We start from the raw sequence: 26,153 nt of genomic DNA, 5'->3' as shown, positions 1-26,153 counted from the left end.
TGATTAGCTTGGAATGTCGATTGAAACTGCTATGTGTCGATAGGATCTGCTCGTGCCGTCCTCGAAACCCCGCAGATCGCCCAAGCCGCAAGAGCGGCAGCGCGACCCGGAACGCACCCGCCAGCTGATCCTCGACGCCGCCGAGGCCGAGTTCGCCGCGCACGGCTTCCGCGGCGCGCGGACCGCCGCGATCGCGGCCCGCGCTGGGGTCAACCAGCAGCTGATCTCGTACTACTTCGACGGGAAAGACGGCCTCTACCAGGCGATGTCGCAACGCTGGCAGGAGCTGCGGCGCAACCTTGTTCCGCCGGGCACGCCGCTGCCCGAACAGCTGCGCCGATATGCGTTGCAGGCGTTGGATAATCCCGACGCGGTCCGGCTGTTCGCCTGGGGCGGGCTCGAATACGCGGGTCCGGACAGCGATCCGGATCGGGGGCCGCGGGCGGAACAGCTCGGGTCCAGCGTCGCGGAATTGCAGGAGATGCAGGCGGACGGCAAGCTGCCCGCCGAGCTCGATCCGGCCTGTCTGCTGGTCATGCTGATGGGCGCGGCGATGGCGCCGACCTCGCTGCCGCATGTCATCGCCGGGGTGTGCGATGCCGATCCGCGGTCGCCGGAGTTTCTGGAGCGCTACGCCGAACAGGTCGCGTTGCTCGTCCAGTTGCTGCAGCAGGGCGGCGCGTAGCGCCGTTTTGTGCCGCGAAACCCTTGGTGCCCGCCGGGAAAGGTGGTAGAACTTGTTCTAGTTTCGGCGATGGGAGCGCGTACGGTGCGGTACGGAATTGTGTTGTTCACCAGCGATCGGGGCATCACGCCCGCGGAAGCGGCCGCGACCGCCGAGGGTGCCGGTTTCGACACGTTCTACGTGCCGGAGCACACGCACATCCCGGTCGTGCGGGCGGCGGCCCATCCACAGACCGGCGACGCGACGCTGCCCGACGACCGGTATCTGCGCACCCTCGATCCGTGGGTGGCGCTGGCGACGGCAGCCGCGGTGACGACCCGGATCGGGCTGTCGACGGCGGTGGCGTTGCCCGCCGAACATCACCCGATCACCTTGGCGAAGACCATCGCCTCGCTCGACCACCTGTCCGGCGGGCGGGTCAGCCTCGGCGTCGGATTCGGCTGGAACACCGATGAACTCGCGCACCACGGGGTGCCTGCCGGCAAGCGCAGGACGGTGTTGCGGGAGCACCTCGACGCGATGCGGGCGATCTGGACCGAGGAAGAAGCCAGCTTCACCGGGGAATTCGTGAACTTCGGCGCCAGCTGGTCGTGGCCGAAGCCGGTGCAGAAGAAGATTCCGGTGGCGCTCGGCGCCGCGGGCGGGGAGAAGTCGTTCGCCTGGCTGGCCAAGCACGCGGACGGGTGGATCACCACGCCCACCGAGGGTGAGCTGGCGCCGAAGATCGAACTGCTGCACCGGATCTGGCGCGAGCACGGCAACGAAGGCACACCCGAGATCATCGCGCTTGCCGGTCGGCCCGACCCGGCGCAGTTGGCACAGTGGGCCGAATTCGGCGTGACCGAAGTCGTTTTCGGGATGCCGGACCGGTCGGCCGAGGACGTGCGCGGCTACCTCGGCAGGCTTGCCGGGAAACTCGGCATCGGGGAGTAGGAACGGGTTTCAGCTGCGGCGCCTGCGGGTGAACAACCACCCGAGGGCAACGCCGAGAATCGCGACAACGCCCGCACCGATCGCGGCGATCGGCAACCAGTTCGTCGAGGACGTGGTGCTCGACTCATCCTGTGCGACAGCATGATCGAGCGGCTTGTCCGGGCGGGGGCCCGCGTTCTCGCCGAGCACGCCGCCGTTCAGCGCGCTCGAGTACACCGGGCCCGGCTCCCGCGCTCCCGCGACGGTGAGATCCAGCCGCACCGGCACCGGCGTGTGCCCCTCCTCGAAGGTCGAACCGAGCTTCACCGCGATGTAGTACCACCCCGCGACCGACTGCTTGCGGACGTCGGCCTGGTCGGCGTCGCGGTTGTGGTACCGGATCGGCACGGTGACCATCGCGGGGTCATTCGACGGCAGCACACCGGCGGTGCCGGTGTATACGTGCGAATCCCAGTCGATTTCGTCACCGAACGGTGAATTCAGGGTGGTGGTGATGTTCGACACGACGTTGAGGCCCTTCGCGCCGTTCTCGTCGAAGTGCACGCGGTACGCCAGCCCCTGTCCCCAGTCCAGCTTGACCCGGTAGAAGAGGTACTCGCCAGGCTGCATGGTGTCGGTGTACCGGCCGCTGCCGTCGAGAGTGGTTGCCACGGTGAATGATCCACCGCCCGGCGCGGGCTTTCCCGGCCCGATGGGTTCGACGAAGGTCGTCGGCGGCAACACCGCGACGGGACCGGGATCGGTCGCCGCCGGCTCGATGCCGACGAGCAGCTCGATCGGCAGCCGGGCCGGAACACCGAGCGAGACCCGCTCCCAGCCGATCGAGAAGTAGTACCGGCCCGCGCCTTTGCACTTGTCCGAGCTGGCGCTACCCGTCGGTCGCTTGGTCGCCCCGTCGAAGGTTTTGCTGATCGTCAGGGCAACACCGTCACTGGAGCGCGACGCCTGCTCGGTCTCGGACGCGTTGCAGTCCTGGCCCTCTCGTCCGAAGACCTGCAGCCGCAGGCTGTTGAAGTCGTCGGAGGCCGAGATGTTGGGCACCCGGGGGAAGGACACGATGCCGCTGAAATACGCGGTGGCGCCTGCCGGTACGTCGACGGCGTAGTAGCGCTTCTCCTTCTGGCCGATGGTGTCCAGGTACTGGCCCGGCGTGGCGGCCGGTGCCTTCTCATAGCTTGCAGCGCCAATGATCGGGGTGCCGGTGGCCTGGTAATTGCGCAGCGCGGCGGTGCTCACGCGCGGCAGAATGCGTTCCAGCGCAGGGCCGTCCGCGGCGTCGTTATAGGTGCCGCCGGTGGCCTGTGCCATGCAGGTGAGTTGGGCGCGCGCCTTGTCGTCGACCGCGAAGCCGATGGCGTGCAGCACCAGATCGATGCCCTGCTTCTTCAATTCCTGTGCCACCGCGCACGGGTCGGGCGGGGCGCAGGTGTCGTCGCCGTCGGAGACCAGCACGATCGAGCGCGGTCCCGGGTTCGGCAGTGTCTGGGCGGCCTGGCGCAGCGCGGCGCCCATCGGCGTCCATCCGCTGGCCTTGATGCCGTCGACCGCGCTGGTGAGCGCGGCTCTGTCCAGGGTGTCGGCCTCACTATTCCATTGTCGAAACGCTTAGCGGCATAAGCGATCGTCCACCCGAGTAAAGGGAAATGGCCCGCGCACAACGGTGTACGCGGGCCATTTATCGCCGGTTCAGCGCAGGTCGCGCCTGCGGAAGGCGACGATGCCCACCGCGAGGAGGGCGCCCGCAATCGCCAGCAGCCAGAGCACCGGAGCGGCCTCGAAGGGTGCGGCGGGCAGCTTCGGCGGGTGGACGAACGGGACCAGGTCGAGCAGCCACTGCGGTGTCCCGTCGAGCGCGCCGACGAAGAACAGGACGATCATGATGCTGAGCACGCCCCAGGCGACCGGAGTGAAGCGGGGGAGCAGCCCATAGATCGCCACCGTCAGTCCGGTGAGCACCCAGACCGCGGGCACCTGCACGAGCGCGGCACCCACCGCATCGCCGACCTTGCCCACCACGTCACCGTCGGACGCGCCGTAAACGACACCGATCGCGAGCCCGGCAAGCACCAGCAGCACCGCGGGACCGAGCAACGCGAAACCGATGTGGCTCAACGCATACCGTTCCCGGCTGATCGAGCCGGACAGCGTGGTCTCGACGCGCTGACTGGCTTCCTCCTCGTGCAGGCGCAGTGTTGCGGAGATGGAATAGGCGGCCGCGCCCGCGGCGAGCAGGGTGATGGCCAGGTCGATGAACGCGTCTTGCAACATCGTCGACCCGCCCATCCTGGTGACCACGTCGGTGACCGACGAGTTCTCGTCGAGCATGTCGCCGACACTCTTCACTGCGCCGCCCATCAGCAGGCCGTACAGCAGGAACCCGATCGACCATGCCACCATCGAGCCGCGTTGCAGGCGCCAGGCCAGTCCCGTCGCGCCGGACAGCGCCGGGGCGGCGGTCGGCGGGCCAGGGCGTTCCGCGAGCAGGCCGGATCCGGTGTCGCGCCTGCTCATCAAGAGATAGGCGGCCGCGGTGGTGAGCGCGGCGAGCGCGAGCAGCGGCAGCAGCACCCACCAGCGTTCCTGGGCGAACGCGCGCAGCTGAATGCACCAGCCCAGCGGCGAGAACCAGGACAGCACACCGTTTCCAGCGTCGCCGATGGCGCGCAGGGCGAACGCCGCGGCCAGTGCGCCGAGCGCGATGCCGCGGGCGATGCGCGCCCCGGTACTCACCTGGGCGGCCATGGCGGCCACGCCGGCCCAGGCCAGGCCGGAGCTCGCCAACGTCGCGCCATAGGCCAGCGAGCCGGTGGCGGACAGATCGTTGCTGTACAGCATTGCGGCGCACAGAATTCCGCTGACCAGACAGCCGACGCCGGTGAGGGTCAAGGCGGCCGTCAGGCCTGCGTAGCGGCCGATGCTGGTGGCGCCGACCAGTTCGGCGCGGCCGGTTTCTTCCTCGACCCTGGTGTGCCGGATGACGGTGAGGATCGTCGCGATCGCGATCATCGCGAAGTACGGTCCCGCCTTCCACAGCGACATCGGGCCGATCTCCGTGCTGAACACCGGGCCGTACATCGCGCGCAGCGCCGGGCTGTCGGTGATGGTCTTCGCGTACCGCGCGAGGTCTTCGGGCGTTCCGTAGACCTTCTTCGTGCTCGCGACATAGAAGGCAGGCAGGACGCCGAACGCGAACACCCACAGCGGCAACACGATTCGATCGCGTCGCAGATACAGGCGCAGCAACTGGCCGGTGCCTGCGAAGTCGTCCGAACCGCGCGTGGCCGGTGCGGCGTAGTGCCTGCCCGCGGTGGCCGTTGTCATGCGCGCACCTTCTCCGCGTCCTTCGCCGCCTGGGCTTCCTGCGCCCCGCCATCGACGTGATAGTGGCGCAGGAACAGCTCCTCGAGGGTGGGCGGCGCACTGGTGAGGCTGCGCACCCCGGTGTCGCCGAGCACCTTGATCAACTCGCCGAGGTGTTCGCCGTCCACCTGGCAGCGCAGGGTCGCACCGTCGCGGTGGATGTCGTCGACGCCGGGGATGCGGCTGAGATCACCTGGGTCGCCGAGCAATTCGGCGGTGATCGAGGTGCGCGACAGGTGCCGCATGTCCGACAGCGATCCGCTCTCCACGGTGCGGCCCGCCCGAATGATGGTCACCCGATCGCACAGCACCTCGACCTCGGAGAGGATGTGGCTGGACAGCAGCACGGTGGTGCCGCGCTGCTTGGCCTCCTCGACGCACTCCCGAAAAACCTGTTCCATCAACGGATCCAAGCCCGAGGTTGGCTCGTCGAGCAGCAGCAGGCGTACGTCGGAGGCGAGCGCCGAGATCAGCGCGACCTTCTGCCGGTTGCCCTTGGAGTAGGTGCGCGCCTTCTTGCGTGGGTCGAGGTCGAATCGCTCGATCAGTTCCTTGCGCCGCTCGGCGTTGATGCCGCCGCGCATCCTGGCGAGCAGATCGATGGTCTCGCCGCCGGACAGCGACGGCCACAGCGTGACATCGCCTGGCACATAGGCGAGTTCGTGATGCAGCGCGACCGCGTCAGCCCACGGATCGCGATCGAAGAGCGTGGCTCTGCCCGAGGTCGCCCGCAGGATGCCGAGTAGCACCCGGATCGTGGTCGACTTGCCTGCGCCGTTCGGCCCGAGAAAGCCGTGGATCTCGCCTTCGCTGACCGCGAGATTCAACCCGTCCAGTGCGGCGACATGGCCGAAAGTCTTACGGAGATCGGTGATTTGAATGACCTCGGACATCAGTGCTCCTTGGTGACAGTGTCCAAAAGCGTGGGGTCGGTGAGTAGGCCCTGGGTGTAGAACTCCAGGGCGGGGGGTGTGAACTCTTCGGTCAGGTCACGAATGGCCTTACGGAAATCGAGCTTTTCGCCGGGCTTCGAATGCAGCTGCACCCAAAGCAGGGTCGCGCCGAGGTTGAGCGTCAACAGGTATCGGGCGCGTGCTGCTGGGTCGCGGCTCGGCTTGATGGCGCCTGCGTCGACGCCCTGCTGGATGTAGACCTCGGCATCGGCGATCATGTGCTCGAACAACGACTCTGCCATCGGACCGCCCGCCTGCAGGCTGCGCACCATGTAGGCGACCAGCGGTCCGTAGACCTCGATCTCGGCGAGGGCGGCCAGCATCCCCTTTGCGACGCTGGGCGCGGTGATCGCCTTGATCTTCTCGTCGTGAATCAGCTGAATCACCCGCTCGTCGCAGGCGGCGCGCAGGCCGTCCTTGGAGCCGAAGTGATGGTTCACCAATCCCGGCGAGACGCCCGCCGCTTTCGCGATGGCACGCACGCCGACCTGGAACCCCTGATCGCCGAAGACCTCGATCGCGGCATCGCGTATTCGTGCCGCGGTGGTCAGATCCGTGGCGGGTCCTTGCGGTAGGGGCTGTTGGTTAAACACATGTTCAATATACTAAACACGCGTTCAAAGCACCACAAGAGCCTGTCCGGAATGTCGTGTCAACAGTCACGGTTTGCTCGGCGTTCTGCGGGCTACTGTCGAGTTATGACTACCGGGACCGCAACAACGGCAGATCAGCTCCGCGCAGCACTCGACGGACCCTGGGGCGAGATCCGGGAACAAGCCCGAATCCAGCTCGCCGACGACAAGTTCGCCGGAGACCCCTATCTCGACTACCAGGCGGCCAGGGCGCGCGTGCTCGAGCAGATGCGGGTCATCGCGACGATGGGGTACGCGGAACGCGGTTTTCGCAGGGAGAACGGCGGCACCAGCGAGCCGGGCGCCGCGGTCACCGGACTGGAGATGCTCGCCTACGCGGATCTGTCGCTGTGGGTGAAGGCGGGCGTGCAGTGGGGGTTGTTCGGCGGGGCGGTGGAGAACCTCGGCACCGAACGACACCGCGACTACATCCACCGGCTGTTGTCGCTCGACCTGCTCGGCTGTTTCGCGATGACCGAGTCCGGGCACGGCAGCGACGTCGCCCAGCTGGAGACCACCGCCACCTACGACGCGGAGACCCAGGAGTTCGTGATCCACTCGCCGACGCCGTCGGCGCGCAAGGACTACATCGGCGGCGCGGCCGAACACGCCAGGATGGCAGCGGTTTTCGCGCAGTTGATCACCCAGGGGGAGGGCCGCGGCGTGCACTGCCTGCTGGTGCCCATCCGGGACGAGAGCGGCGCGGACCTGCCCGGCGTGACCACCTTCGACGACGGGCTCAAGGGCGGGCTGCCCGGTGTCGACAACGGGCGCATCGTGTTCGACCACGTCCGGATACCGCGAGAGAACCTGCTCAACCGGTATGCCGACGTCGCACCGGACGGCACCTACTACTCGGAGATCGAAAACCCGAGCAGGCGCTTCTTCACCACGCTCGGCACCCTGGTGCGCGGGCGGGTCAGCGTCGGCGGTGCGGCCGCCGCGGGCACCAGGGTCGCGCTGAGCATCGCGGTGCGATATGCGTTGAAGCGCAGGCAGTTCGCCGATCCGGACACCGGGCAGGAGACCGTGCTGCTCGACTACCGCAGCCACCAGCGCAGGCTGCTGCCACTGGTCGCCAAGTCCTATGCGCTGGCCTTCGCGCAGAACGACCTGGTCCGGCGGATGCATCTGGTGCAGACCGGCCAGGACCTCAACCCGAGTTCGCAACGGGCACTGGAGAAGCGGGCCGCCGGGCTGAAGGTCGCGCAGACCAGGCACGCCACCCGCGCCATCCAGGAATGCCGCGAAGCTTGCGGCGGCGCAGGATATTTGACCGAGAACCGGCTCGTCACGCTGAAGGCGGACACCGATGTGTTCACCACCTTCGAGGGCGACAACGTGGTGCTCACCCAGCTGGTCGCCAAGGAACTGCTGACCGCGTACTCCGATGAGATCCGCGACCTGGACGCGCTGGGCTGGGTGAAGTTCGCCGCGACCATGGCGGGCGATGAGGTACGCAAGCGTTCCGGTGTGCGGCAGCTGATCCAGCGGCTGCGCGACGGCGCGAACGACACCGTCGACGAGGGCGACCTGTCCCGCCGCTCGGTGCAGCTGCAGCTGTTCGCCGACCGCGAGGACTACCTGGTGCGCACCGCTGGCCACCGGCTGCGCGCCCGCGCCGAGGACACCAGTCCGTTCGAGGCGTTCAACAACGCCCAGGACCACATCCTCACCGCGGGCACCGCGCACATCGACCGGCTGACCCTGGAGGCCTTCATCGAAGGCATTGCCGACATTCAGGATCCGGAGGCGCGCGCCCTTGCCGAAACGGTCTGCGACCTCTACGTGTACTCGACCTTGGAAGAGAATCAGGCCTGGTACATCATGCATCGGTTCATGTCGGTGGAACGCGCGAAGGCGGTGCGTCGCGGCGTGAACGAGCTGGTCGACCGGCTGCGGCCGGAGGCGCTCACCCTCGTCGAGGGGATGGGGGTGCCGGAGTCGATGCTGCGTGCGGCGATGCTCAGCGATGCGAGCGTGTTCGAGCGGGGCTGACCTTGTCCACCGACCAGGTCAGCGCCAGCACCATGGCGATGGCCGCGGCGGTGCCGCCGAGAATGTCGGTGGGCCAGTGATAGTCGAGCCCGATCATGCCGACGGCCGCCGCGAGCAGGGCCACCGCCGTCACGATGAGCGTGCTGAGCCGCGTCCGAACGGACCGGCTCAGCACGAAAAATGTGGCGGCGATCGCGACCAGGTGCACGGTGTGCCCGCTGGGATAGGCGAGGTAATCGTGTAGGTGCCGCTGCCACAACGGTTTCCACACCACAGCGTTCAGGCCTGCGGTGAGTTCCGGCACCACCAGCATGAGGGCGGCGCTGCGCCATTCGGCCCGATAGGCGAACCAGGCGCACGCGAGCAGCAGCAGTGGCATCAGGACGTACCAGTTACTCGGGAAGACCAGCGCGTCATACACGCCGGGCCGGTCGTCGAGGGCTGTGTGGATCCGGGTGACCACGGCACGATCGAGCGCGGTCGGGCCGCCGTCGGCGGGGAACGTCAACGGCAGCGCGGCCGTGACGCCGCAGGCCAGCGCGATGCCGCCGAGGCGGTACGCGTCGCGGCCGAGGACGTCCTGTCGTAGTCCGAGCACGGTCTGACGATAGCCATTGACAAGATCTTGCTAGCCGACCGCGGCGGGTGCGCCGGTCCCGGCGGGAAACCCAATGGTCACTCGACCGAAGCCGGGCAGAATCCTCCGTCGTCGAAAGTGACACCGGCCCAGCTCAACTCGCGGGATCCTGGAATCCTTCGCGACCTCGCACCGGCTTGGTATCGTCGACCTCGATCGGTGAACATTCTGGTTCATCAATCAAAGATCTCGGCTCGGTCGGCCAGGGGGCAACGTGGCTCGGACACAGTGATGTGCGGTCGTCCGATCCGTGGCAGTGACTGAGAGGTGCCCATGGTGGGCGACAACGTCCAGCCCTCGTTGGCCGGGACCTATCGACTTCCGACCATCGTCGGACGCGCCGCCGAACTCGCCGAGCTCGGCAGACTGCTCGACGATCCACGGGTCCGGCTGCTCACGCTCACCGGGACCGCCGGGGTCGGCAAGTCGAGGCTGGCGCGTGCCGCGTTGTCGGACAAGACCTTTCCCGGCTGTCTCGACGCGAAGGTCGATGTCGGCGACTGCCTCGACCGGACCGCCGCGTGGAACGCGGTGCTCGAGGCGGCCAGTTACCGGCCGTTGGCGCCGGCGTACCAGCCGCTCGGCCCGGCCGACGCGCTCGCGGTGCTGGCCGCCCGGATCGGCGGCGGCCGCGCAATCCTGTTGCTGGACAACTGCGATCGGGTGGTCGAACAGATATCCGCCGAGGTGGCATGGCTGCTGGAACGCTGTCCGCAGCTGGTGCTGGTGGCAACGAGTCGCGTCCCGTTCAACCTCTACCGCGAGTGTGTGCTGTGCGTGCGGCCGCTGCAGACCGTCTTCGGTGCAGGCGACTATCTCCCCGGGTCTTCGCCCGGCGCGCGACTACTGCTCGACAGCATCGACAGCCACTACCGCGGCTCGAGTGCGCTGGCGGACCGCTTGGTGATCGACGAAATCGTGAGCGAGCTCGGCGGTGTGCCGCTGGCCATCGAGCTGGCGGCGGGGTCGATCGCCAGGGTCGGCCCGGTGCGCACCCTGCACCGGATAGAGGCGGGCGCCGACCTGCACTCGCCGTCCTTCGTCGATGTGCCTGCGCGGCACCGCACCATGCACGGCGCGGTGGAGTGGGGACTGCACGGTCTCGCCCCCGAGCTGCTCGACCTGATGCTCCGGCTTTCGCTGTATGAGTCCATGCTCGACACCGAAATCGCCTGCCTCGCAGCCGGAGCCACCGAGGAGGAGACCGCGGCCTGGCTCGGCGAGCTGGTGCATCGCAGCCTGCTCGACCATGTCGCCAGCGGACCGAGCGGCCACGGCTACCGGCTGTTTGCTCCGGTGCGGGCCTACTGCCGTCGGACGCTCAGTGCGGATCCGGTACGTGCCAAGGCGATTCGCCAGGACCACGTCGACCGGTTGTGTCAGCTCGCCGAAACCGTCGGGCCGCTGTTCGATCAGCATGCGCACCGCGGCGCGGCACTGGCTGCTGCGGGCAAGCGGATCGTGGATTTCCTTGCCGCACTGCACTATCTGATCGACACCGGGCAGCCGGAGCGGGCCGTCCGGCTGGCCGCTCAGCTGGAGTCGGCGTGGATCCAGCACGGCTTTCAGGCCGAGGTGGAGTCCGTGCTCGCCAAGGCGCTGGAGATGAGCGATCGCGGCACGCTGGCGCCCGGCGTGACCGCGCCGCTGTGCCTCGAGGTGCTCGGCCTCTGGGCCGGACGATCGGGCAGGCTGCGCCGCGCGGTCGCCCTGTTGTCGAATGCCGTTGCCGCATACCGTCGTTTCGACCGGCCGTTGGATGCCGCGCGGGCGGCCGTGCCGCTGGCCGTCGCGTTGATCGCCACCGGCGAGCACGCCGCCGCCACGGAGCTGCTGCGCATCGCGAGCCGTCGCTCCGCCGAGCTCGGCGGACCGTGGCCGATGCGGATCGAGCTGTCCAAGGCGCTGCTTGCCTTCCCGGTGCCGCCGGTCCGGGATGCCAAGACCTGGACGACGATGCGGGACGAGGTGCGGCAGCTGGACAGCACCGCGCGGCTCATCGGCCTGAACACGTTGGCGCGCACCCAGATCGGCCCGCGCACCGCCGACCGCGCCCAGTCGCTGTACCGGGAGAACCTGGCCGACGACGATGTGGCGACGCACGTGCTGCAGACGATCATCGCGGTGGAGGGCTGCGCGCTGGCCTACGACGCGGCGGGGGTGGAGTACGCCGAATACACGCTGACGCTGATGCTGGCCGCCCGCAGGCTCCGCACCGCGCACGGGATTCCGCAACTCGGGCCGGGGGATCCGGCACCGCGCGAATCCGAGCACCGGAACGCCGTGGGGGAGAGCAAGTTCCGAGACATCCAGCGGCTGGCGGGGGAGATGTCGCTGACGGACGTGATCGGCTACGCCCGCACCACTCCGACGCTGCCCGATCCCGACGCCTCGCCGCTGGCCGCGCTCACCAACCGTCAGCGCGAGATCGCAGAGCTGGTGGCGACCGGGATGACCAACCGGAAGATCGCCAGCCAGTTGGGCATCTCGGAGTGGACCGTCGTCAACCATGTGCGCCAGGTGATGTCGAAGCTGGACTGTCCGTCCCGGCTGCATGTCGCCCTGGTGGTGGAACGGTACGCGCAGCCAGGTCCCGACGGTGCAAGCAAGCCGGTGACCGACGACCTGACGCAGACTGCGCTCCCGCAGGCGCGAATCACCGTGCTGCGCAAGGGATGAGCGGCGATCAGGGCCCGTAGGTCAGGATCGCGCTGATCACGAACCACAGCACCCAGGCGAACGCGATGAACATGCCGAGCGCCAGGGTGATCCGCATGAAGGCACGACCGAAGTCCATGTCGCGGGTTTCCCGCGGATACAGCTTCCACGGGCTGTACCAGGGCGTCTCGATCGCGTAGACCGGTCGCTGCGCCTCCCGCTCAGCCTGCGCCAGTTCTTCGGCATATGCCTCGGCCTGCGCCTGGTTGGGGCCGCCGTGCCACAGCGTGATGTCGATCGGGCCGAGGAAGCCCTCGTTGAGCAGTTCCTGCGGGGCGGGCAGGTAGGGCAGGATGCCGAGGCCGCGGAAGGCGACCGCGACGTCGTTGGCCGTCCACAGGTGCTTTTCCTGCTCGGCGAGCGCCTCGAAGTAGTGCTTCAGCCTGCCGGGGTCGTCGCCGAGGATCACATCGAAGCTCGGGTCGCTCCAGGCCTGCTGGATCTTCAGCTCGGCGCCGCGCAGCGGGACCACCAGGGCGAGGCCGTGCACCGCGCGCTGGCCGAGCCCGCGTGCGGCGAGCCAGTTCTGCAGGGCGAAGGTGTGTTCGCGGGACTTCTCCAGCGGGGTGCGCCGATCGCGGCCCTCCATCGCGGCCGGGTCGCCGTTGATCGTCCACTGGCCGTTGAGCGGGATCTCCAGCACGCCGTCCTGCCTGGCCACCAGCGCCTCGGCCTCGATCACCACGCAGCTGGTCGGCGTCCACACCACCGCGTCGAACTGATGCAGCCGATCCTTGTGGAAGAGGCTGCAATTGATCGTGGCGACGCCGTGCGGACTGCCCGGATCCTTCCAGGTGCGCAGCCAATCGATCAGCGCCCGCTCGGCATTGGTGCCTGCGGCATTCTGCACTCGCACGAGCATTGGCGACCCGCCCTTCACGTCGACACTCGACACCTCAGGATACGAGGTGTGTCGCGGAGTTCGTCGCGCCCGTGGGAAGTGTCGGCGTGTTGATCAAGTCTGCGCAGACTTGGGAAGTGTGCTCGCAGCTGATACACCCGCCAGCAGCGGGTGCGCTCAGTCCGGCTGTTCGGCCGCGATCTTGCCTGCCTGCACCGCCTTGACCAGCACGGCATGGTCGTTTTCGGTGCGGTCGGCGTAGCGGACGGCGAAGCGCGCCACCGCGTCGTCGAAGCGCTCGTCGTCGCCGAGATAGCCCGCGAGCAGGCGCGGGTCCAGCGAGCGTGAGTGCGCACGAGCCAGCAGTGCGCCCGCGAGCCTGCCGTAGTCGTCGAGGTCGGCCGCGGAGAGTGCGGCAGGGTCGATGCTGCCCTTGAGATTACGGAATTGCCGCACGATGAACGGCAATTCGGTGCTGTCGCCCGCGATGTCCACGCTCGTCCAGCCGAGCAGGATGTCGGTCTCGGACTGAACCAGCCTGGCGCCCTGCACGATTCGCTCACCCTCGTGTCGCACCGGCGGCGCGGGCAGGTACGGGCGCAGTGCCGACGGATTGGCCTGCTTGATCTGCAGCACCAGATTCTCGCCCTCGTTGCCGTGCAACAGCGCGACATAGGTGTGCAGGCCGACGCTGCCGGTGCCGACGATCCGAAAAGCGACATCGGACACCGCGAATCGGGTCAGCAGGGTGCGCCGCGACTCGCGCAGGGTATCGGCATACCGCCCGAGGCCGTCCACGATCGCCGCCTCGACCCGGTCGTCGACGGGCGTGAGAATCGGTGGGTCGCTGATGAATCGGTGTTTGCGGATGTCGGTCTCGTGATCATCGAGATGTTCGGTCCATTTGGCGACGACCTTGGCGCTGGTGTTCTTGCGCGCCTTCTTCGCGGCCTTCTTGAAGTCGTCGATCAGATCGTGGGCGGCGGCCTTGCTCAGCACCGACTCGTCGGGCAGCGCACTCCACGATTCCAGGAACGGCTGCTCGGCCAGTTTGCCTGCCGCCAGCCGGTAGGTGCGGGCGGCATCGTGGGCCGCCCTGCGGCAATCGTCCTCGCCCGCACCGCTTTCCCGGCCCGCCAGCACCAGGCTGGCCGCCAACCGGTCCAGATCCCACTCCCACGGGCCGACGATGGTTTCATCGAAATCGTTGATGTCCATGATGATTTCGCCGCGTGGCGTGCCGTACAGGCCGAAATTGGCGGCGTGCGCGTCGCCGCAGAGCTGGGCGGTGAGCCCGGTATCGGGTCCGCCCGCGAGATCGGCGGCCATCAGGCCCGCCGCGCCACGGTAGAAGGTGAACGGCGAGGCCATCATCCGGCCGACCCGCAGCGGAAGCAGGTGCGGCAACCGGCCCGCGTTGCTCGCCTCGATGAACTCGAGCACATCGGGGCGACGTGCGCCCTCGGCCGCCCGGTCCCTGGCGTCGAGCGGAACTCGCTCGCGTAATTCCTGACCGCGCGCCAGCACCTGCGCGGAAGGAACGTAGGTGCGGAGGTCGATACCACTGTCTGACACAACAACCGACGCTAGCGGTTTCCGGCCCCCGCGGTGGTGTCGATTCCGCCACGTTCACGGGGGCGCGGATATACCGCTGAGACTTTCAGTTGGCGGGCACAGGTGGCACGACTGGCGTGATCGGCAGCCGCAGCGCGCCCGACGCGGTCGCGGGCACCACCGGCCGCTGCGGCGCGACCGGGGTGATGCGCTGGTACGCGGTGCCGAGCTCCGGACGCGGGTCGGCCTCGTTCTTGTTGGGCCAGAACGCCATTGCCCGCTCCGCCTGCGCGGTGATGGTGAGCGACGGATTGACGCCGAGGTTGGCGGTCACCGCCGAGCCGTCGGCGACATGCAGGCCAGGGTGGCCGAACACCCGCTGGTAGGGGTCGACCACGCCGGTGTCCGCGGTATCGCCGATCACGCAGCCGCCGATGTAGTGCGCGGTCGCCGGGATGTTGAACACGTCCATCACCAGCCCCTGCACATCGCCGTTCACCTTCTCGCCGAACCGGCGCCCGATGTCGTGTGCCAGCGGAATCCAGGTCGGATTCGGTTCGCCGCTGCCCTGTTTCGTCTTCAGCAGCCCGCGCCGCCGGAAGGAGGTCAGCGAATTGTCCAGCGACTGCATGACGAGCAGGATCACCGACTTCTCCGAGGCGTGCCTGGCGTTGAGGCTGCGCAGGAAGACCATGGGGTGCAACACCATCGCCAGCAGGAAGCGAAGGAAGCGGAACGCGCCGCCGTCGATGATCGGCGCGGACAGCGGGAACAACGCGTTCTGCCCCTTGCCGTAGTGGCAGACCTCGATGTGGGTGTCGTCGGCCGGGTGGATCGAGGAGGTGATCGCGATGCCCTCGGCGAAGTCCTTACGCGAGCGGCTCACCACATTGAGGATTGCCTCGGAGTTGCTGCGGGTCAGCTCGCCGAGTCGGGGCGAGAGCTGCGGCAGCACCTTCTCGTCGCGCATCTTGTGCAGCAGCTTCTGGGTGCCGAGTGCGGCGCCGGCGAACACCACCTGCTCGGCGGTGAAGGTCCGGCGCTGCTTGCGGATCCAGCGGTCCGAGCGCTCGGTGTCGACGGCGTAGCCGCCGTCGGGCAGCGGGCGCACCGCGGTGGCCGTTGTCAGCGGATGCACCGCGGCGCCTGCCTGTTCGGCCAGGTAGAGGTAGTTCGTGGTGGTCGTGTTCTTGGCGTTGTTCGGGCAGCCGGTGAAGCAGCGCGCGCAGTGCACGCAGCCGCGCCTGCGCGGGCCGACGCCGCCGAAGTACGGGTCGTCGACCTCGGTGCCCGGGTCGCTCTCGTTGAAGAAGACGCCGACATTGGTCGGATGGAAGGTGTGTGCGACGCCGAGATCGTCGGCGATCTCCTTGATCACGTCGTCGGCCGGGGTCATCCTCGGGTTCGGCGCCACGCCGAGCATCCGCTGTGCCTGGTCGTAGTACGGCGCGAGCTCGGCCCGCCAGTCGGTGATGTGCGCCCACTGCTTGTCGGTGTAGAAGTCGGGCAGTGGTTCGTACAGCGTGTTGCCGTAGATGAGCGACCCGCCGCCGACGCCTGCGCCGGAGAACACCGCGCACTTGCCGAGGATGCTGATCCGTTGCGGGCCGGTCAGGCCGAGCCGCGGCGCCCAGATCGATTTGCGCACATTCCAATTCGTGTTCGGAATGGTGTCGGCGTCCCAGCGTCTGCCCGCCTCGAGCACCCCGACCCGATATCCCTTCTCGGTCAGCCGAAGCGCGCTCACGCTACCGCCGAATCCGGAACCGATCACCACCACGTCGTAGTCGAATGTGGGCATGACTTCCTCTCATCACCGGCCACCAGGGCTGACGGCACCGACAGTGAGATGATTTCATACTCATTCTGTCAGGTCGATGGTGTGGCTCAGGCCATCGTCGCACGCTGATATCGAGCGCGAATATAGAAAAAAGGCCGCGTCTGGATGGCGTCGACCGGGGTCGGTGCGGTAAGCACGGGGCGTGACAACCGAATCGGGCACGACGGAACCGGAGGAGCGCGCCGAGACCGGCGGCGTGCTCGGCGGCGTTTTCGCCGACCGCATCCTCACCGTCCCGAATGTCCTGAGTGTCGTTCGCCTGCTCGGCGTTCCGCTGTTGGTGTGGTTGCTGCTGGTGCGGCACGCCGACGGCTGGGCGTTCACCCTGCTGATCCTCAGCGGCGTCACCGACTTCCTCGACGGCAAGCTGGCCAGGCTGCTCGATCAGTCCTCGCGCCTCGGCGCCCTGCTCGATCCGTTCGTGGACCGGCTGTATCTGGTGACCACGGTGGCGGCCTTCTTGATTCGCGGCATCATCCCGTGGTGGGTGGTGGCGATCCTGCTCGGCCGCGAACTGGTGCTGACGCTGACGCTCGTCATCTACAAGCGCCGCGACCTGCCGCCGCCCGATGTCATCTATCTGGGCAAGGCGGCCACCTTCGCGTTGATGTCCGCATTGCCCTGGTTGCTCGCCGGAGAAATGGACTGGCCGCTCGATGGTTTCGGACGGGCCTTCGGCGGGGCACTACTGGTCTGGGGTACGACGGTGTATGTATGGACCGGCGTGCTCTACACCGGTAAAGCCATCGCGGTCGCGCGGTCGATACCGGCTGTGCCACACCAGTCCGCGTAGTCGGCAGCGTCGGGTCGAACGATCGTCCGAACCTCGCATAGAGTTGCGCCCACACGATCACAACGGAAAGGACGGACGGCCTGTGACCCAGACCCCCGAGGATCTGCGCTACACCGAAGAGCACGAGTGGGTGAAGCGGATTGCCCCCACCCGGGTTCGGGTCGGCATCACCGATTACGCCCAGTCTCAACTGGGTGACGTTGTGTTCGTGCAGCTGCCCGAAATCGACAAGGATGTTGCCGTCGAGGAGAGCATCGCCGAGGTCGAATCGACCAAGAGCGTGTCCGACATCTACGCGCCGCTCGCGGCGAAAGTTGTTGCGGTGAACGAGGAATTGGTGCAGCAGCCGGAGACGCTGAACACCGACCCGTACGGTGACGGCTGGCTGTTCGAGTTGGAGGTCGCTGACGCCGCAGGCCTCGACGCGACACTCGGTGAACTGCTGGATTCGGCAGGTTATCAAGGAGTTATCGGGGGCTGAATCAGCCTTCCCGGTTCTACCTGCACGGGCACGCCCTGGCAGGGTACGGTCAATGCCAACAGATGCACCGGCAGTTCTTGCCGGAAGTCTAGGGACTCGACGGCAGGTCGTGGTGCCACAGGTATCACCTGCTTGCATGGATAATCAGGTTCGAGGAGGAGAGAAACGGTGAGCGAGAACAATGACCCGGGTTACGGGGAGAGCGCGGCCGAGACGACGTCGGTCTTCCGCGCGGATTTCCTGAACGAGGTCGACGCGTCGCGCTCCGGAGAGCCGACCGGTGAACAGCCGGTCCAAGGGGTCGAGGGTCTGCCCGTTGGTGCGGCCCTCCTGGTCGTGAAGCGTGGCCCGAACGCGGGCTCGCGGTTCCTGCTGGATCAGCCGACCACGTCGGCCGGCCGCCATCCCGACAGTGACATCTTTCTCGACGACGTCACCGTCAGCCGTCGGCACGCCGAGTTCCGTCAGGACGACGATTCGTTCCAGGTGGTCGATGTCGGCAGCCTGAACGGCACCTATGTGAATCGGGAGCCGGTGGACTCCTCGGAACTCCAGAACGGCGACGAGGTACAGATCGGCAAGTTCCGCCTGGTGTTCCTCACCGGGCCGCGGGCACAGGTGAGCGATTCGTCTGCGGGTGCGGGAAGTCTATGAGCACGCGACGCTGGGTCTTCGCACACAGTGAAGGGCTCGGGGTCAGTGGCATGACGGATTCGGCGCTGTGACCGGCGCGGCGCAGTGGGCACGCGGAGGCATGTCGATCGGCTCCGTGCTCGACCTGTTGCGTCCAGACTTTCCGGATATCACCATCTCGAAGATCCGCTTCCTGGAAGCGGAGGGCCTGATCCGGCCGGAGCGCACGCCCTCGGGCTATCGCAGATTCTCCGTCGCCGACTGTGAACGGCTCCGGTTCGTCCTGACCGCGCAACGCGATCAGTACTTGCCGCTCAAGGTGATCAAGGAACAACTAGAAGCGATCGACAGCGGTGCGGCGACGCTCGGAGTGCGGGAAGCCCGCGCCCGAGCGCACGCCGGCCGTCCCGGTGGCTCGGAGTCGGCAGTCGACTCCGAGCACCAAGCCGCGCCCGGCGGGAACAGAAACGGCGCCGCCGCGCCGAGGAGGCTCGGCGTGGTGCCCAGCGAAATTTCCCCCGACGATCTGCGTTTCGATCACGAAATCCGGCTCACCCGCGCGGATTTGCTCGCCAAGGCCGAGATCGACGACGCCTTCCTCAACGATCTGATCCGGGCCAATCTCATCACCCCCGGCGCCGCAGGCTTTTTCGACGGCGACGCGGTGACGCTGGCCAAGACCGCCAAGGCGATGGCCGAATTCGGTTTGGAGGCACGGCATCTGCGTGCGTTCAAGCTGGCCGCGGACCGGGAGGCCGCGCTGGTCGCGCAGATCGCCGCCCCGATCGCGAAGAGCAGAGACGCGGGGGCGCGCGCCAGGGCCGAGGAAACGGTGCGCGAGCTGGCGGCGCTGTCGCTGACACTGCACGCGTGTCTGGTGAAGTCGTCGGTGCGGACGTCGCTGGGCGGCTGAGCATCCCGCCGAATAACCGGTCTGCAATCTCCGCCATGTTTCGGTCGTCCAACACGCCGATTTCGGCTGTGCACACCGATCGCTGCACCCGCCCGCGTTCGCCTAGACTCGTGGTACGGCGAGCTCTGCAGCAGTCATGCCGGGCGGCCGGCGAGTATGGGAGGCAGTGCGATGAGTGAGCGTAGCGAGCGAACCATGTCACAGCGTGCATCGCGCATGCCGAGGTCGAGTGAGGCGCAGGCATGAGCGAACGAAGTGAGCGAATCATGTCACAGCGTGCTTCGCACATGACGGAGCTGAGCGCCAGCGAGGCGGAGTCATGAGTGAAATGCGTGTGATCGGTATTCGTGTCGAGCAGCCGCAGAACCAGCCCGTGCTGCTGCTTCGCGAGGTGTCGGGGGACAGGTATCTACCGATCTGGATCGGGCAGGCCGAGGCCACCGCGATCGTGCTGGAACAAGAGGGGGTCACGCCGATCCGGCCGCTGACCCACGATTTGATCAAGATCCTGATCACCGAGCTCGGGCACACCCTGAAGGAAGTGCGCATCGTCGACCTGCAGGAAGGCACCTTCTACGCGGATCTGGTCTTCGAGAACGATCTGCACATCTCGGCGCGGCCGTCGGATTCGGTAGCGATCGCCTTGCGGGTGGGTTGCCCGATCTACGCCGAGGAGCCGGTGCTCGAGGAAGCCGGGCTGGTCATGCCGGACGAGCGCGAGGACGAGGTCGAAAAGTTCAAGGAGTTCCTGGAATCGGTCTCGCCCGACGATTTCAAAGCCACCGACAGCTGAACTAGAGGTCGAGACTTTACCCGCGCGTCGCGTTTGGCCCGACGATGGTGCTCCCCTGACAATCAGGGGGAGTAATCTCGATAGTTGGGCCACGTCCGTTTTGGCCAGGTTGCAGGGTTAGTGGCATCGCAGTAGGTCGAAACGGAGCCGGGTCATCGATGAGGGCTAGCCGTCGGCGAAGCAAGGGAGTGGTCAGTGGCAGAGCAATCGCAGGATGTGGTACAGCCAGGCCTGTTCCCGGACGACTCGGTTCCCGACGATCTAGTCGGCTACCGAGTACCAAGCGCATGCCAGGTGGCCGGGATCACCTACCGGCAGCTCGACTACTGGGCACGCACCGGATTGGTGGTGCCTTCCATCCGCAGCGCGGCAGGCTCGGGGAGCCAGCGGCTGTATTCCTTCAAAGACATTCTCGTCCTCAAGATCGTGAAGCGGCTCTTGGATGCGGGCATCTCGCTGCAGAACATCCGGATCGCCGTCGATCATCTGCGTAGCCGTGGCGTGCAGGATCTCGCGGGCATCACGCTGTTCTCCGACGGCACCTCGGTGTACGAGTGCACCTCGGCCGAGGAGGTAGTTGATTTACTGCAGGGCGGGCAGGGCGTCTTCGGCATCGCCGTCAGCGGTGCCATGCGTGAACTCACCGGCGCCATCGCCAACTTCCCGGCGGAACGCGCGTCCGCGGTGACCGAGCGGCCGGAGGACGAGCTGTCCTACCGGCGCAAGGCACGGATGAACCGCAAGACCGGTTAATAGTCAGACCAACGAACACAGCATCCCGCCTCCCCGTCACACAGGGTAGCGGGGTGTTGTGCTTTGTGGCACTTGGTTTTTGATGCGCAGGGGGAGGGGGCACCTCTGGCGGGCGCGTCGGGTCGAGCCTGCGTCTGTTGTCGTGCCGGTCGAGTCCCCGGTGTCGTGCTGGTCGATCTACGAATACACATGATGTTAGGTAGATATGCGCATCAAACGATGCATCTCTTCATGGACGAGTTCGCGATGGACCCCACGTGACCAGCGCGACACAGCCGGGAGGGGACCAGTGCCGCGTTCGGGCGTGGCGTCGGCATAAACTGGTGGCGCGCCAACGCCGTGCGGGAGAGTCCCGGGTTCGACCAGAGTCCGGGCGCCGAAGGAGCAGCACCTCCCCGTCAATCTCTCAGGCACAAGGGACCGTGCGGGCTTGGGCGCCTCTGGAAAGCGGTGGCTTCGAGCTGCCCGCCCATGGGGAAAGGGATGTCGATCGACACCCGAATCTCTCAGGCGCCCACGACAGAGGGGGAGGGCTGGTACCTGTCGACACCCGCGTCGACCCGCCCGACCCATGGGAGCTTGCCGTGACTCGTTCATTTGCCGATCGTCATATCGGACCAGATCGGGACGAACTCGCCCGGATCTTGGACGTCGTCGGCGTCGGCTCGCTCGACGAGCTCGCCACGAAGGCCCTGCCCGCCAGCATCCTGGACGGGACCGGCCTCGCCGGATTGCCGCCCGCGGCAACCGAACACGAGGTGCTCGCCGAGCTTGCCGCGCTCGCGCACTCGAACACGGTGGCCACCTCGATGATCGGGCTCGGCTACTACGACACGTTGACGCCGCCGGTGCTGGTGCGCAACCTGCTGGAGAACCCGGCCTGGTACACCGCGTACACGCCGTACCAGCCGGAGATCAGCCAGGGCAGGCTCGAGGCGCTGCTCAACTTCCAGACCATGGTGTCGGAGCTGACCGGGATGGACGTGGCGAACGCGTCGATGCTGGACGAGGCCACCGCCGCAGCCGAGGCGATGACCTTGCTGCAGCGGGCGAGCCGGTCCAAGTCGAACCGGCTTGTGCTCGACACCGATCTGTTCCCGCAGACCAAGACGGTGCTCACCACCCGCGCGCAGCCGCTCGGGATCGAGCTCGTCACAGCCGATCTGTCCGCGGGGGAATTGCCGGAGGGTGAATTCTTCGGTGTGCTGGTGCAGGCGCCCGGCGCCTCCGGCCGGGTAGTGGACTGGACGTCGCTGATCTCCGCGGCGCACGAGCGCGGGGCGTTGGTCGCGGTGGGCGCGGACCTGCTGGCGATGACGCTGATCGCCTCGCCGGGCGATCAGGGCGCCGACGTGTGCTTCGGCACCAGCCAGCGTTTCGGTGTGCCACTGGGATTCGGTGGCCCGCACGCGGGGTATCTGGCAGTGCGCACGGCGTATGCCAGGCAGCTGCCAGGCCGCCTGGTCGGCGTCTCGGTGGACGCGGACGGCGATGTCGCCTACCGGCTCGCGCTGCAGACCCGTGAGCAGCACATCCGGCGGGAGAAGGCCACCTCCAACATCTGTACCGCCCAGGTGCTGCTCGCCATCGTCGCGGCGATGTACGCGAGCTACCACGGCGCGGACGGGCTGCGGGCGATCGCGCGCAGGGTGCACGGGCATGCCGCCGCGATCGCGGCGGGGCTCGACGGTGCGGTCGTACATGACAGCTTCTTCGACACGGTGCTCGCGCACGTGCCCGGCGGCGCGGAAGCCGTTGTCGCCAAGGCGAAGTCGAGCGGCATCAACCTGCGCCTGGTCGACGCCGATCATGTCGGCATCGCGTGCGACGAGGCGACCACCGCCGCGCACGTCGCCGCGGTGCTCGAATCCTTCGGCACCACATTGTCTTCCGAGCAGCCCGAGCCTGCGCCGGTCGCCGCGATCGAGACCCGCACCTCCGCGTTCCTCGAGCACTCGGCGTTCACCAAGTACCACACCGAGACCGCCATGCTGCGCTACCTGCGGTCGCTGTCCGACAAGGACATCGCGTTGGACCGCAGCATGATTCCGCTCGGCTCCTGCACGATGAAGCTCAACGCGACCGCGGAGATGGAAGCCATCACCTGGCCGGGCTTCGCCCGGGTGCACCCGTACGCACCGGAGGCGGACGCGCCGGGCATCCTGCAGGTGATCACGGATCTGGAGCAGTGGCTTTCGGACATCACCGGGTACGACTCGGTGAGCCTGCAGCCGAACGCGGGCAGCCAGGGCGAGTACGCGGGCCTGCTGGCGATCCGGCGCTACCACCTGGATCGCGGTGACACGCACCGGGATACCTGCCTGATCCCGTCCAGCGCGCACGGCACCAACGCGGCTTCCGCGGCGATGGCCGGGCTGCGCGTCGAGGTGGTCAAGTGCCGCGACAACGGCGACGTCGACCTGGACGACCTGCGCGCCAAGATCGCCGACCACGCCGACCGGCTGGCCTGCATCATGATCACCTACCCGTCCACGCACGGCGTGTACGAGCACGAGGTCGCCGAGCTGTGCGCGCTGGTGCACGACGCGGGCGGTCAGGTGTACGTCGACGGCGCGAACCTGAATGCCCTTGTCGGGCTTGCCCGTCCGGGCCGGTTCGGCGGCGACGTCAGCCACCTGAACCTGCACAAGACCTTCTGCATCCCGCACGGCGGCGGCGGACCGGGTGTCGGCCCGGTCGCGGTGCGCTCGCACCTGGCGCCGTACCTGCCCGGCGATCCGCTGGAGATCGACTCGCACGCGGTGTCGGCGGCCAAGTACGGTTCCGCGTCGATCCTGCCGATCACCTGGGCCTACATCCGGATGATGGGTGCGGACGGCCTGCGCGGCGCGACGCTGACCGCCATCGCCTCGGCCAACTACATCGCGCGCAGGCTCGACGAGTACTTCCCGGTGCTCTACACCGGCGAGCACGGCATGGTCGCGCACGAGTGCATCCTCGATCTGCGGGAGATCACCAAGCAGACCGGCGTCACCGTCGACGATGTGGCGAAGCGGCTCGCCGACTACGGTTTCCACGCGCCGACCATGAGCTTCCCGGTGGCCGGCACGCTGATGGTCGAGCCGACCGAGAGCGAAAACCTCGCGGAACTGGACGATTTCATCGAGGCGATGATCGCGATCCGCAAGGAGATCGATCAGGTCGCCGCCGGCGTCTGGCCGGTCACCGACAACCCGTTGCGCGGGGCGCCGCACACGGCGGCCAGCCTGGTCGGCGAGTGGGCGCACCCGTACAGCCGGGAAACCGCGGTCTACCCACGGGGTCTCGGGCATGCGCGGCCGAAGGTGTGGCCGCCGGTGCGGCGCATCGACGGTGCCTATGGCGACCGGAACCTGGTCTGCTCGTGCCCGCCGCTCGAGGCGTACGCCGACTGAGCGGTACCGGCTGAGTGCGGAAAACGCTCGGCGCTGAAGAGATTCACGCCGAGTGTCTCAGTCCCGACGGATCTAGCGCTGAAATATCAAGCGCCGCACCGTGAAGTGCCCTCCCGCCGAGATCGGTGGGAGGGCACTTGCGTGTGATCAGGGGTGGTGCTTGCGGGGATCAGGGTGCGGTGAGTGCCTGGACGACGGCGGTCCCGAACTTGAGGTCGTTCGAGGTGGGCAGGCGAGTGTAGGTGCCGCCGGTCTGCTCCGAGATGGCTTGCAGCGTCTGGGTTCCGGTGCCGCCGATCACGATGATGTCGATGCGGACGGGGTGGGTTTTGTCGATGGCCGCGGCGATGTCGGCGGCGAGCTTGGCGCCGGTGACGGTCGAGTCGTCGTCGGGACCGTCGGTGATGAGCAGCACCGAGTTGGTGCGGCTCGCGGTGTATCCGGCGATCGCGTTCTTGAACGCGGCCAGCAAGGTGGGATAGGCCTGATCGGCGCGCAGGTCGCTCGGCTGGACGTCGTCGAGCGCGTTGCTGATCTTGGTGCGCTGGTCGGTGGTGAGCGGCGCGGTGGCCGCCTGCACCTTGTACGGCTTGGTGCCGTCGAGGTTCTTGCCGTAGGTCCAGATGCCGAGGCCGAAGTCGGGTGGCATCACGGCCATCGTCGAGTTGACGGCGCCGATCACGTTCGCGAGCCGGGTCAGCGTGCCGTCCTTGGTGGCCATGGAGGCCGAAACATCCAGCAGGACAGTGGAGTGCACGCCGAGCACCGGATTGGCCATGATGTCGCGCACCTTGTCGAGTGCGGCCTTCTGCGGTGGCGCTGCGGCGATCGGCGCGGCGCTGAACCCGGCCGCGGTGAACGCCTGCGCTTGTTCGGGCGCGCGTAAGAAGTCGGCGAAGAGTCCACCGATGAGGTTCTGCGTCTTGTCCACCCACGGTCCCGACATCAGCGCGGCCGGGTGATCGGCCACCGGGCCCACTCCCGCCGGTCGGTAAATGGCCAGCGCCGGTTGGGTTTTCACCTGTTGCTCGGTGGCGGCGACGGCGTGCACGGCGGCGGCTTCCGGCGGGCCTGCGAGGGTCGCGAAGGCGGCGGCGGTATCCGGTTCCTCGGGTGCGTCGGCGGCGAGCCCGGAGATCGCCGAGACGACCTGGCCGGATTGGGCGGCCTGCTCGCTCAGCGGTTCGGTGCCCGAGATCGCGGAGCCGACGGCGGCGGCCGCGGCGAGCGTGGCATCGCCCGCCGGTAACGCCATCTTCAGCCCGCCCCAGCCGGGCAGGCCGATATCTTTGAGCGAACCCTGTTGCAGGCGTGGCAGATCCGACCAGGAGACCTTGGCCTCGTCGAGGGCGCCACGCAACGGTTCCGGCACGGCGAGCACGATCGGGCTCACCGCGATCGGCGCCGGGTTGCCCTCGATCACGCCGGGCACCCGCATGGCTTCGATCGAGCGGGTCGAGTCGGGGATCCACAGCACCGGCTGCGGGCCGAGGGCCTGATCCCATGGTTTGCCGCTGGTGAAGGCCGCGACGATGGCCGAGGAGGGTCGCGCGGTCACCGCGACCTTGGCGCAGTGATCGCGGACGCGCGGGTTGGTGGCGTTGTACCGGTCGGCGGCGGCCCGTATCTGGGTGGCGATGTCCGGATCGGCCGTGACGTAGAGCGTCGCCGGGCCGGAGACGCACTCGGCGGCCGCTGCGCTGTCCTCATTGGCCGCGCGGTCGCGGAGTTGAAACCAGGTGACGACGCCCGCGACCAGCAACACAACGGCTAACACGGCGAGAACCGGACCTTTGCTGACTCCTCGGGACCTGGCTCCGCTGCGATGAGTGCCCACGCAGCACAGTGTATGTTCACCTGCGGTTTGCGGGCTCGGCGAGTGGCGCGTGCCGTGCGCGGCACGCCGACACGAAACGCCGCCGTGCCCCTGCGGACACGGCGGCGGTCGCTACGGGCGGATCAGCTGCCCTCGGTCGAACTCGTGGCCACCCCACACCCCGGACTGGCCGGTGCTGGCCGCGAATTCACCGCAGGCCACCCGGATGGGGCAGCCCGCGCAGACTTCGCGCGCGTACTCGAAGTCCTGCGACGGGTACGGGAACCAGGCCTCGTGATGCGGGTCACCCCGGCAGGCCGCCCGATGCCACTCGCGGGAATCCGAGAGTGGGAGCAGCTCGGCCAGGGTCAGGTCCACCACGGCGGTGGTGTCGGTACGAACGCTCATCGCGATCTCTCCTTTCT

The 26,153-nt window shown here is 67.6% G+C and carries 21 protein-coding genes and 1 riboswitch; of the genes, 11 read left to right on the top strand and 10 right to left on the bottom strand.

What is annotated here, in order from left to right; translation table 11 throughout:
- Positions 1-52 precede the first annotated feature (52 nt).
- Positions 53-685 (top strand): TetR/AcrR family transcriptional regulator, encoded by a 633-nt coding sequence (locus ACGFNJ_RS41805; RefSeq protein WP_393461783.1) that lies wholly within the window; start codon positions 53-55, stop codon positions 683-685.
- A gap of 84 nt (positions 686-769) precedes the next feature.
- A complete protein-coding gene (locus ACGFNJ_RS41800; RefSeq protein ID WP_393461920.1) occupies positions 770-1,618 on the top strand; it encodes a TIGR03619 family F420-dependent LLM class oxidoreductase in 849 nt (282 codons plus the stop codon).
- Between the two features lie 9 nt (positions 1,619-1,627).
- Here ACGFNJ_RS41800 and ACGFNJ_RS41795 read toward each other — a convergent pair whose 3' ends face one another.
- From ACGFNJ_RS41795 to ACGFNJ_RS41780, 4 genes are all read right to left on the bottom strand, one after another.
- Positions 1,628-3,190 (bottom strand): VWA domain-containing protein, encoded by a 1,563-nt coding sequence (locus ACGFNJ_RS41795; protein ID WP_393461918.1) that lies wholly within the window; start codon positions 3,188-3,190, stop codon positions 1,628-1,630.
- 114 nt (positions 3,191-3,304) lie between these two features.
- Entirely contained in the window at positions 3,305-4,939 is a 1,635-nt protein-coding gene (locus ACGFNJ_RS41790; RefSeq protein ID WP_393461781.1) for an ABC transporter permease, read from the bottom strand.
- Entirely contained in the window at positions 4,936-5,871 is a 936-nt protein-coding gene (locus tag ACGFNJ_RS41785) for an ATP-binding cassette domain-containing protein (protein WP_393461779.1), read from the bottom strand. The genes ACGFNJ_RS41790 and ACGFNJ_RS41785 overlap by 4 nt, the downstream gene beginning before the upstream one ends.
- Positions 5,871-6,524, bottom strand: a complete 654-nt coding sequence (locus tag ACGFNJ_RS41780; protein ID WP_393461777.1) for a TetR family transcriptional regulator — start codon at positions 6,522-6,524, stop codon at positions 5,871-5,873. Before ACGFNJ_RS41780 ends, ACGFNJ_RS41785 begins: the two co-directional genes overlap by 1 nt.
- 105 nt (positions 6,525-6,629) lie before the next feature.
- Here ACGFNJ_RS41780 and ACGFNJ_RS41775 point away from each other — a divergent pair, with 105 nt between their 5' ends.
- Positions 6,630-8,561 (top strand): acyl-CoA dehydrogenase, encoded by a 1,932-nt coding sequence (locus tag ACGFNJ_RS41775; RefSeq protein WP_393461775.1) that lies wholly within the window; start codon positions 6,630-6,632, stop codon positions 8,559-8,561.
- Here the strand turns inward: ACGFNJ_RS41775 and ACGFNJ_RS41770 are convergent.
- The gene (locus ACGFNJ_RS41770; RefSeq protein ID WP_393461773.1) at positions 8,530-9,159 is read right to left on the bottom strand and encodes a phosphatase PAP2 family protein; all 630 of its coding nucleotides are present in this window, start codon (positions 9,157-9,159) and stop codon (positions 8,530-8,532) included. The genes ACGFNJ_RS41775 and ACGFNJ_RS41770 overlap by 32 nt on opposite strands.
- A gap of 312 nt (positions 9,160-9,471) precedes the next feature.
- On the opposite strand from ACGFNJ_RS41770, the gene ACGFNJ_RS41765 reads away from it, so the two are divergent.
- Positions 9,472-11,877 carry a LuxR C-terminal-related transcriptional regulator gene (locus ACGFNJ_RS41765; protein ID WP_393461771.1) on the top strand — a complete coding sequence of 802 codons (2,406 nt, stop codon included), beginning with the start codon at positions 9,472-9,474 and terminating at the stop codon, positions 11,875-11,877.
- A gap of 7 nt (positions 11,878-11,884) precedes the next feature.
- On the opposite strand, the gene ACGFNJ_RS41760 is transcribed toward ACGFNJ_RS41765, so the two are convergent.
- The 3 genes from ACGFNJ_RS41760 to ACGFNJ_RS41750 form a co-directional block, all read right to left on the bottom strand.
- The gene (locus ACGFNJ_RS41760) at positions 11,885-12,766 is read right to left on the bottom strand and encodes a nuclease-related domain-containing protein (RefSeq protein ID WP_393461769.1); all 882 of its coding nucleotides are present in this window, start codon (positions 12,764-12,766) and stop codon (positions 11,885-11,887) included.
- Between the two features lie 168 nt (positions 12,767-12,934).
- A complete protein-coding gene (locus ACGFNJ_RS41755; protein ID WP_393461767.1) occupies positions 12,935-14,332 on the bottom strand; it encodes a DUF2252 domain-containing protein in 1,398 nt (465 codons plus the stop codon).
- 85 nt (positions 14,333-14,417) lie between these two features.
- Positions 14,418-16,112: a GMC oxidoreductase gene (locus tag ACGFNJ_RS41750; RefSeq protein WP_393461765.1), complete on the bottom strand. Its 1,695-nt coding sequence runs from the start codon at positions 16,110-16,112 to the stop codon at positions 14,418-14,420.
- 235 nt (positions 16,113-16,347) lie between these two features.
- On the opposite strand from ACGFNJ_RS41750, the gene ACGFNJ_RS41745 reads away from it, so the two are divergent.
- The 7 genes from ACGFNJ_RS41745 (at position 16,348) to gcvP (ending at position 23,912) form a co-directional block, all read left to right on the top strand.
- Positions 16,348-16,944 carry a CDP-alcohol phosphatidyltransferase family protein gene (locus ACGFNJ_RS41745; RefSeq protein WP_393461916.1) on the top strand — a complete coding sequence of 199 codons (597 nt, stop codon included), beginning with the start codon at positions 16,348-16,350 and terminating at the stop codon, positions 16,942-16,944.
- A gap of 82 nt (positions 16,945-17,026) precedes the next feature.
- Positions 17,027-17,425 carry a glycine cleavage system protein GcvH gene (gene gcvH / locus ACGFNJ_RS41740; protein WP_393461763.1) on the top strand — a complete coding sequence of 133 codons (399 nt, stop codon included), beginning with the start codon at positions 17,027-17,029 and terminating at the stop codon, positions 17,423-17,425.
- Between the two features lie 168 nt (positions 17,426-17,593).
- Positions 17,594-18,079 (top strand): glycogen accumulation regulator GarA, encoded by a 486-nt coding sequence (garA, locus tag ACGFNJ_RS41735; RefSeq protein WP_069160944.1) that lies wholly within the window; start codon positions 17,594-17,596, stop codon positions 18,077-18,079.
- Between the two features lie 100 nt (positions 18,080-18,179).
- On the top strand, positions 18,180-18,971 hold the full coding sequence (locus tag ACGFNJ_RS41730; protein ID WP_393461761.1) for a MerR family transcriptional regulator: 792 nt from the start codon (positions 18,180-18,182) through the stop codon (positions 18,969-18,971).
- A gap of 319 nt (positions 18,972-19,290) precedes the next feature.
- Complete coding sequence (locus ACGFNJ_RS41725; protein WP_069160942.1) at positions 19,291-19,764, top strand: bifunctional nuclease family protein; 474 nt, start codon at positions 19,291-19,293, stop codon at positions 19,762-19,764.
- Between the two features lie 195 nt (positions 19,765-19,959).
- On the top strand, positions 19,960-20,517 hold the full coding sequence (locus tag ACGFNJ_RS41720) for a MerR family transcriptional regulator (protein WP_069160941.1): 558 nt from the start codon (positions 19,960-19,962) through the stop codon (positions 20,515-20,517).
- Between the two features lie 332 nt (positions 20,518-20,849).
- Positions 20,850-20,950: riboswitch (glycine riboswitch) on the top strand.
- A 151-nt stretch (positions 20,951-21,101) separates the two neighbouring features.
- Positions 21,102-23,912, top strand: a complete 2,811-nt coding sequence (gene gcvP, locus ACGFNJ_RS41715) for an aminomethyl-transferring glycine dehydrogenase (protein ID WP_393461758.1) — start codon at positions 21,102-21,104, stop codon at positions 23,910-23,912.
- A 169-nt stretch (positions 23,913-24,081) separates the two neighbouring features.
- Here gcvP and ACGFNJ_RS41710 read toward each other — a convergent pair whose 3' ends face one another.
- Both ACGFNJ_RS41710 and ACGFNJ_RS41705 read right to left on the bottom strand, forming a co-directional pair.
- Positions 24,082-25,689, bottom strand: a complete 1,608-nt coding sequence (locus ACGFNJ_RS41710) for a VWA domain-containing protein (RefSeq protein ID WP_393461756.1) — start codon at positions 25,687-25,689, stop codon at positions 24,082-24,084.
- A 171-nt stretch (positions 25,690-25,860) separates the two neighbouring features.
- On the bottom strand, positions 25,861-26,136 hold the full coding sequence (locus tag ACGFNJ_RS41705; protein ID WP_393461754.1) for a WhiB family transcriptional regulator: 276 nt from the start codon (positions 26,134-26,136) through the stop codon (positions 25,861-25,863).
- Between the last annotated feature and the right edge of the window lie 17 nt (positions 26,137-26,153).

Origin of the sequence: Nocardia sp. NPDC049149, assembly GCF_043197455.1 — a bacterium.
Classification (GTDB): Bacteria; Actinomycetota; Actinomycetes; order Mycobacteriales; family Mycobacteriaceae; genus Nocardia.
The sequence above is the reverse complement of the archived record's forward strand: the minus strand, read 5'-3'. Positions and strand labels throughout refer to the sequence as shown.

What these genes read in the sequence shown, in the direction of transcription:
- ACGFNJ_RS41730 (WP_393461761.1), top strand. Translation starts at nt 18,180, where the DNA reads ATGTCGATCGGCTCCGTGCTCGACCTGTTGCGTCCAGACTTTCCGGAT.
- ACGFNJ_RS41725 (WP_069160942.1), top strand. Translation starts at nt 19,291, where the DNA reads ATGAGTGAAATGCGTGTGATCGGTATTCGTGTCGAGCAGCCGCAGAAC.
- ACGFNJ_RS41750 (WP_393461765.1), bottom strand. Translation starts at nt 16,112, where the DNA reads ATGCCCACATTCGACTACGACGTGGTGGTGATCGGTTCCGGATTCGGC.
- ACGFNJ_RS41790 (WP_393461781.1), bottom strand. Translation starts at nt 4,939, where the DNA reads ATGACAACGGCCACCGCGGGCAGGCACTACGCCGCACCGGCCACGCGC.
- ACGFNJ_RS41765 (WP_393461771.1), top strand. Translation starts at nt 9,472, where the DNA reads ATGGTGGGCGACAACGTCCAGCCCTCGTTGGCCGGGACCTATCGACTT.
- ACGFNJ_RS41775 (WP_393461775.1), top strand. Translation starts at nt 6,630, where the DNA reads ATGACTACCGGGACCGCAACAACGGCAGATCAGCTCCGCGCAGCACTC.
- ACGFNJ_RS41785 (WP_393461779.1), bottom strand. Translation starts at nt 5,871, where the DNA reads ATGTCCGAGGTCATTCAAATCACCGATCTCCGTAAGACTTTCGGCCAT.
- ACGFNJ_RS41705 (WP_393461754.1), bottom strand. Translation starts at nt 26,136, where the DNA reads ATGAGCGTTCGTACCGACACCACCGCCGTGGTGGACCTGACCCTGGCC.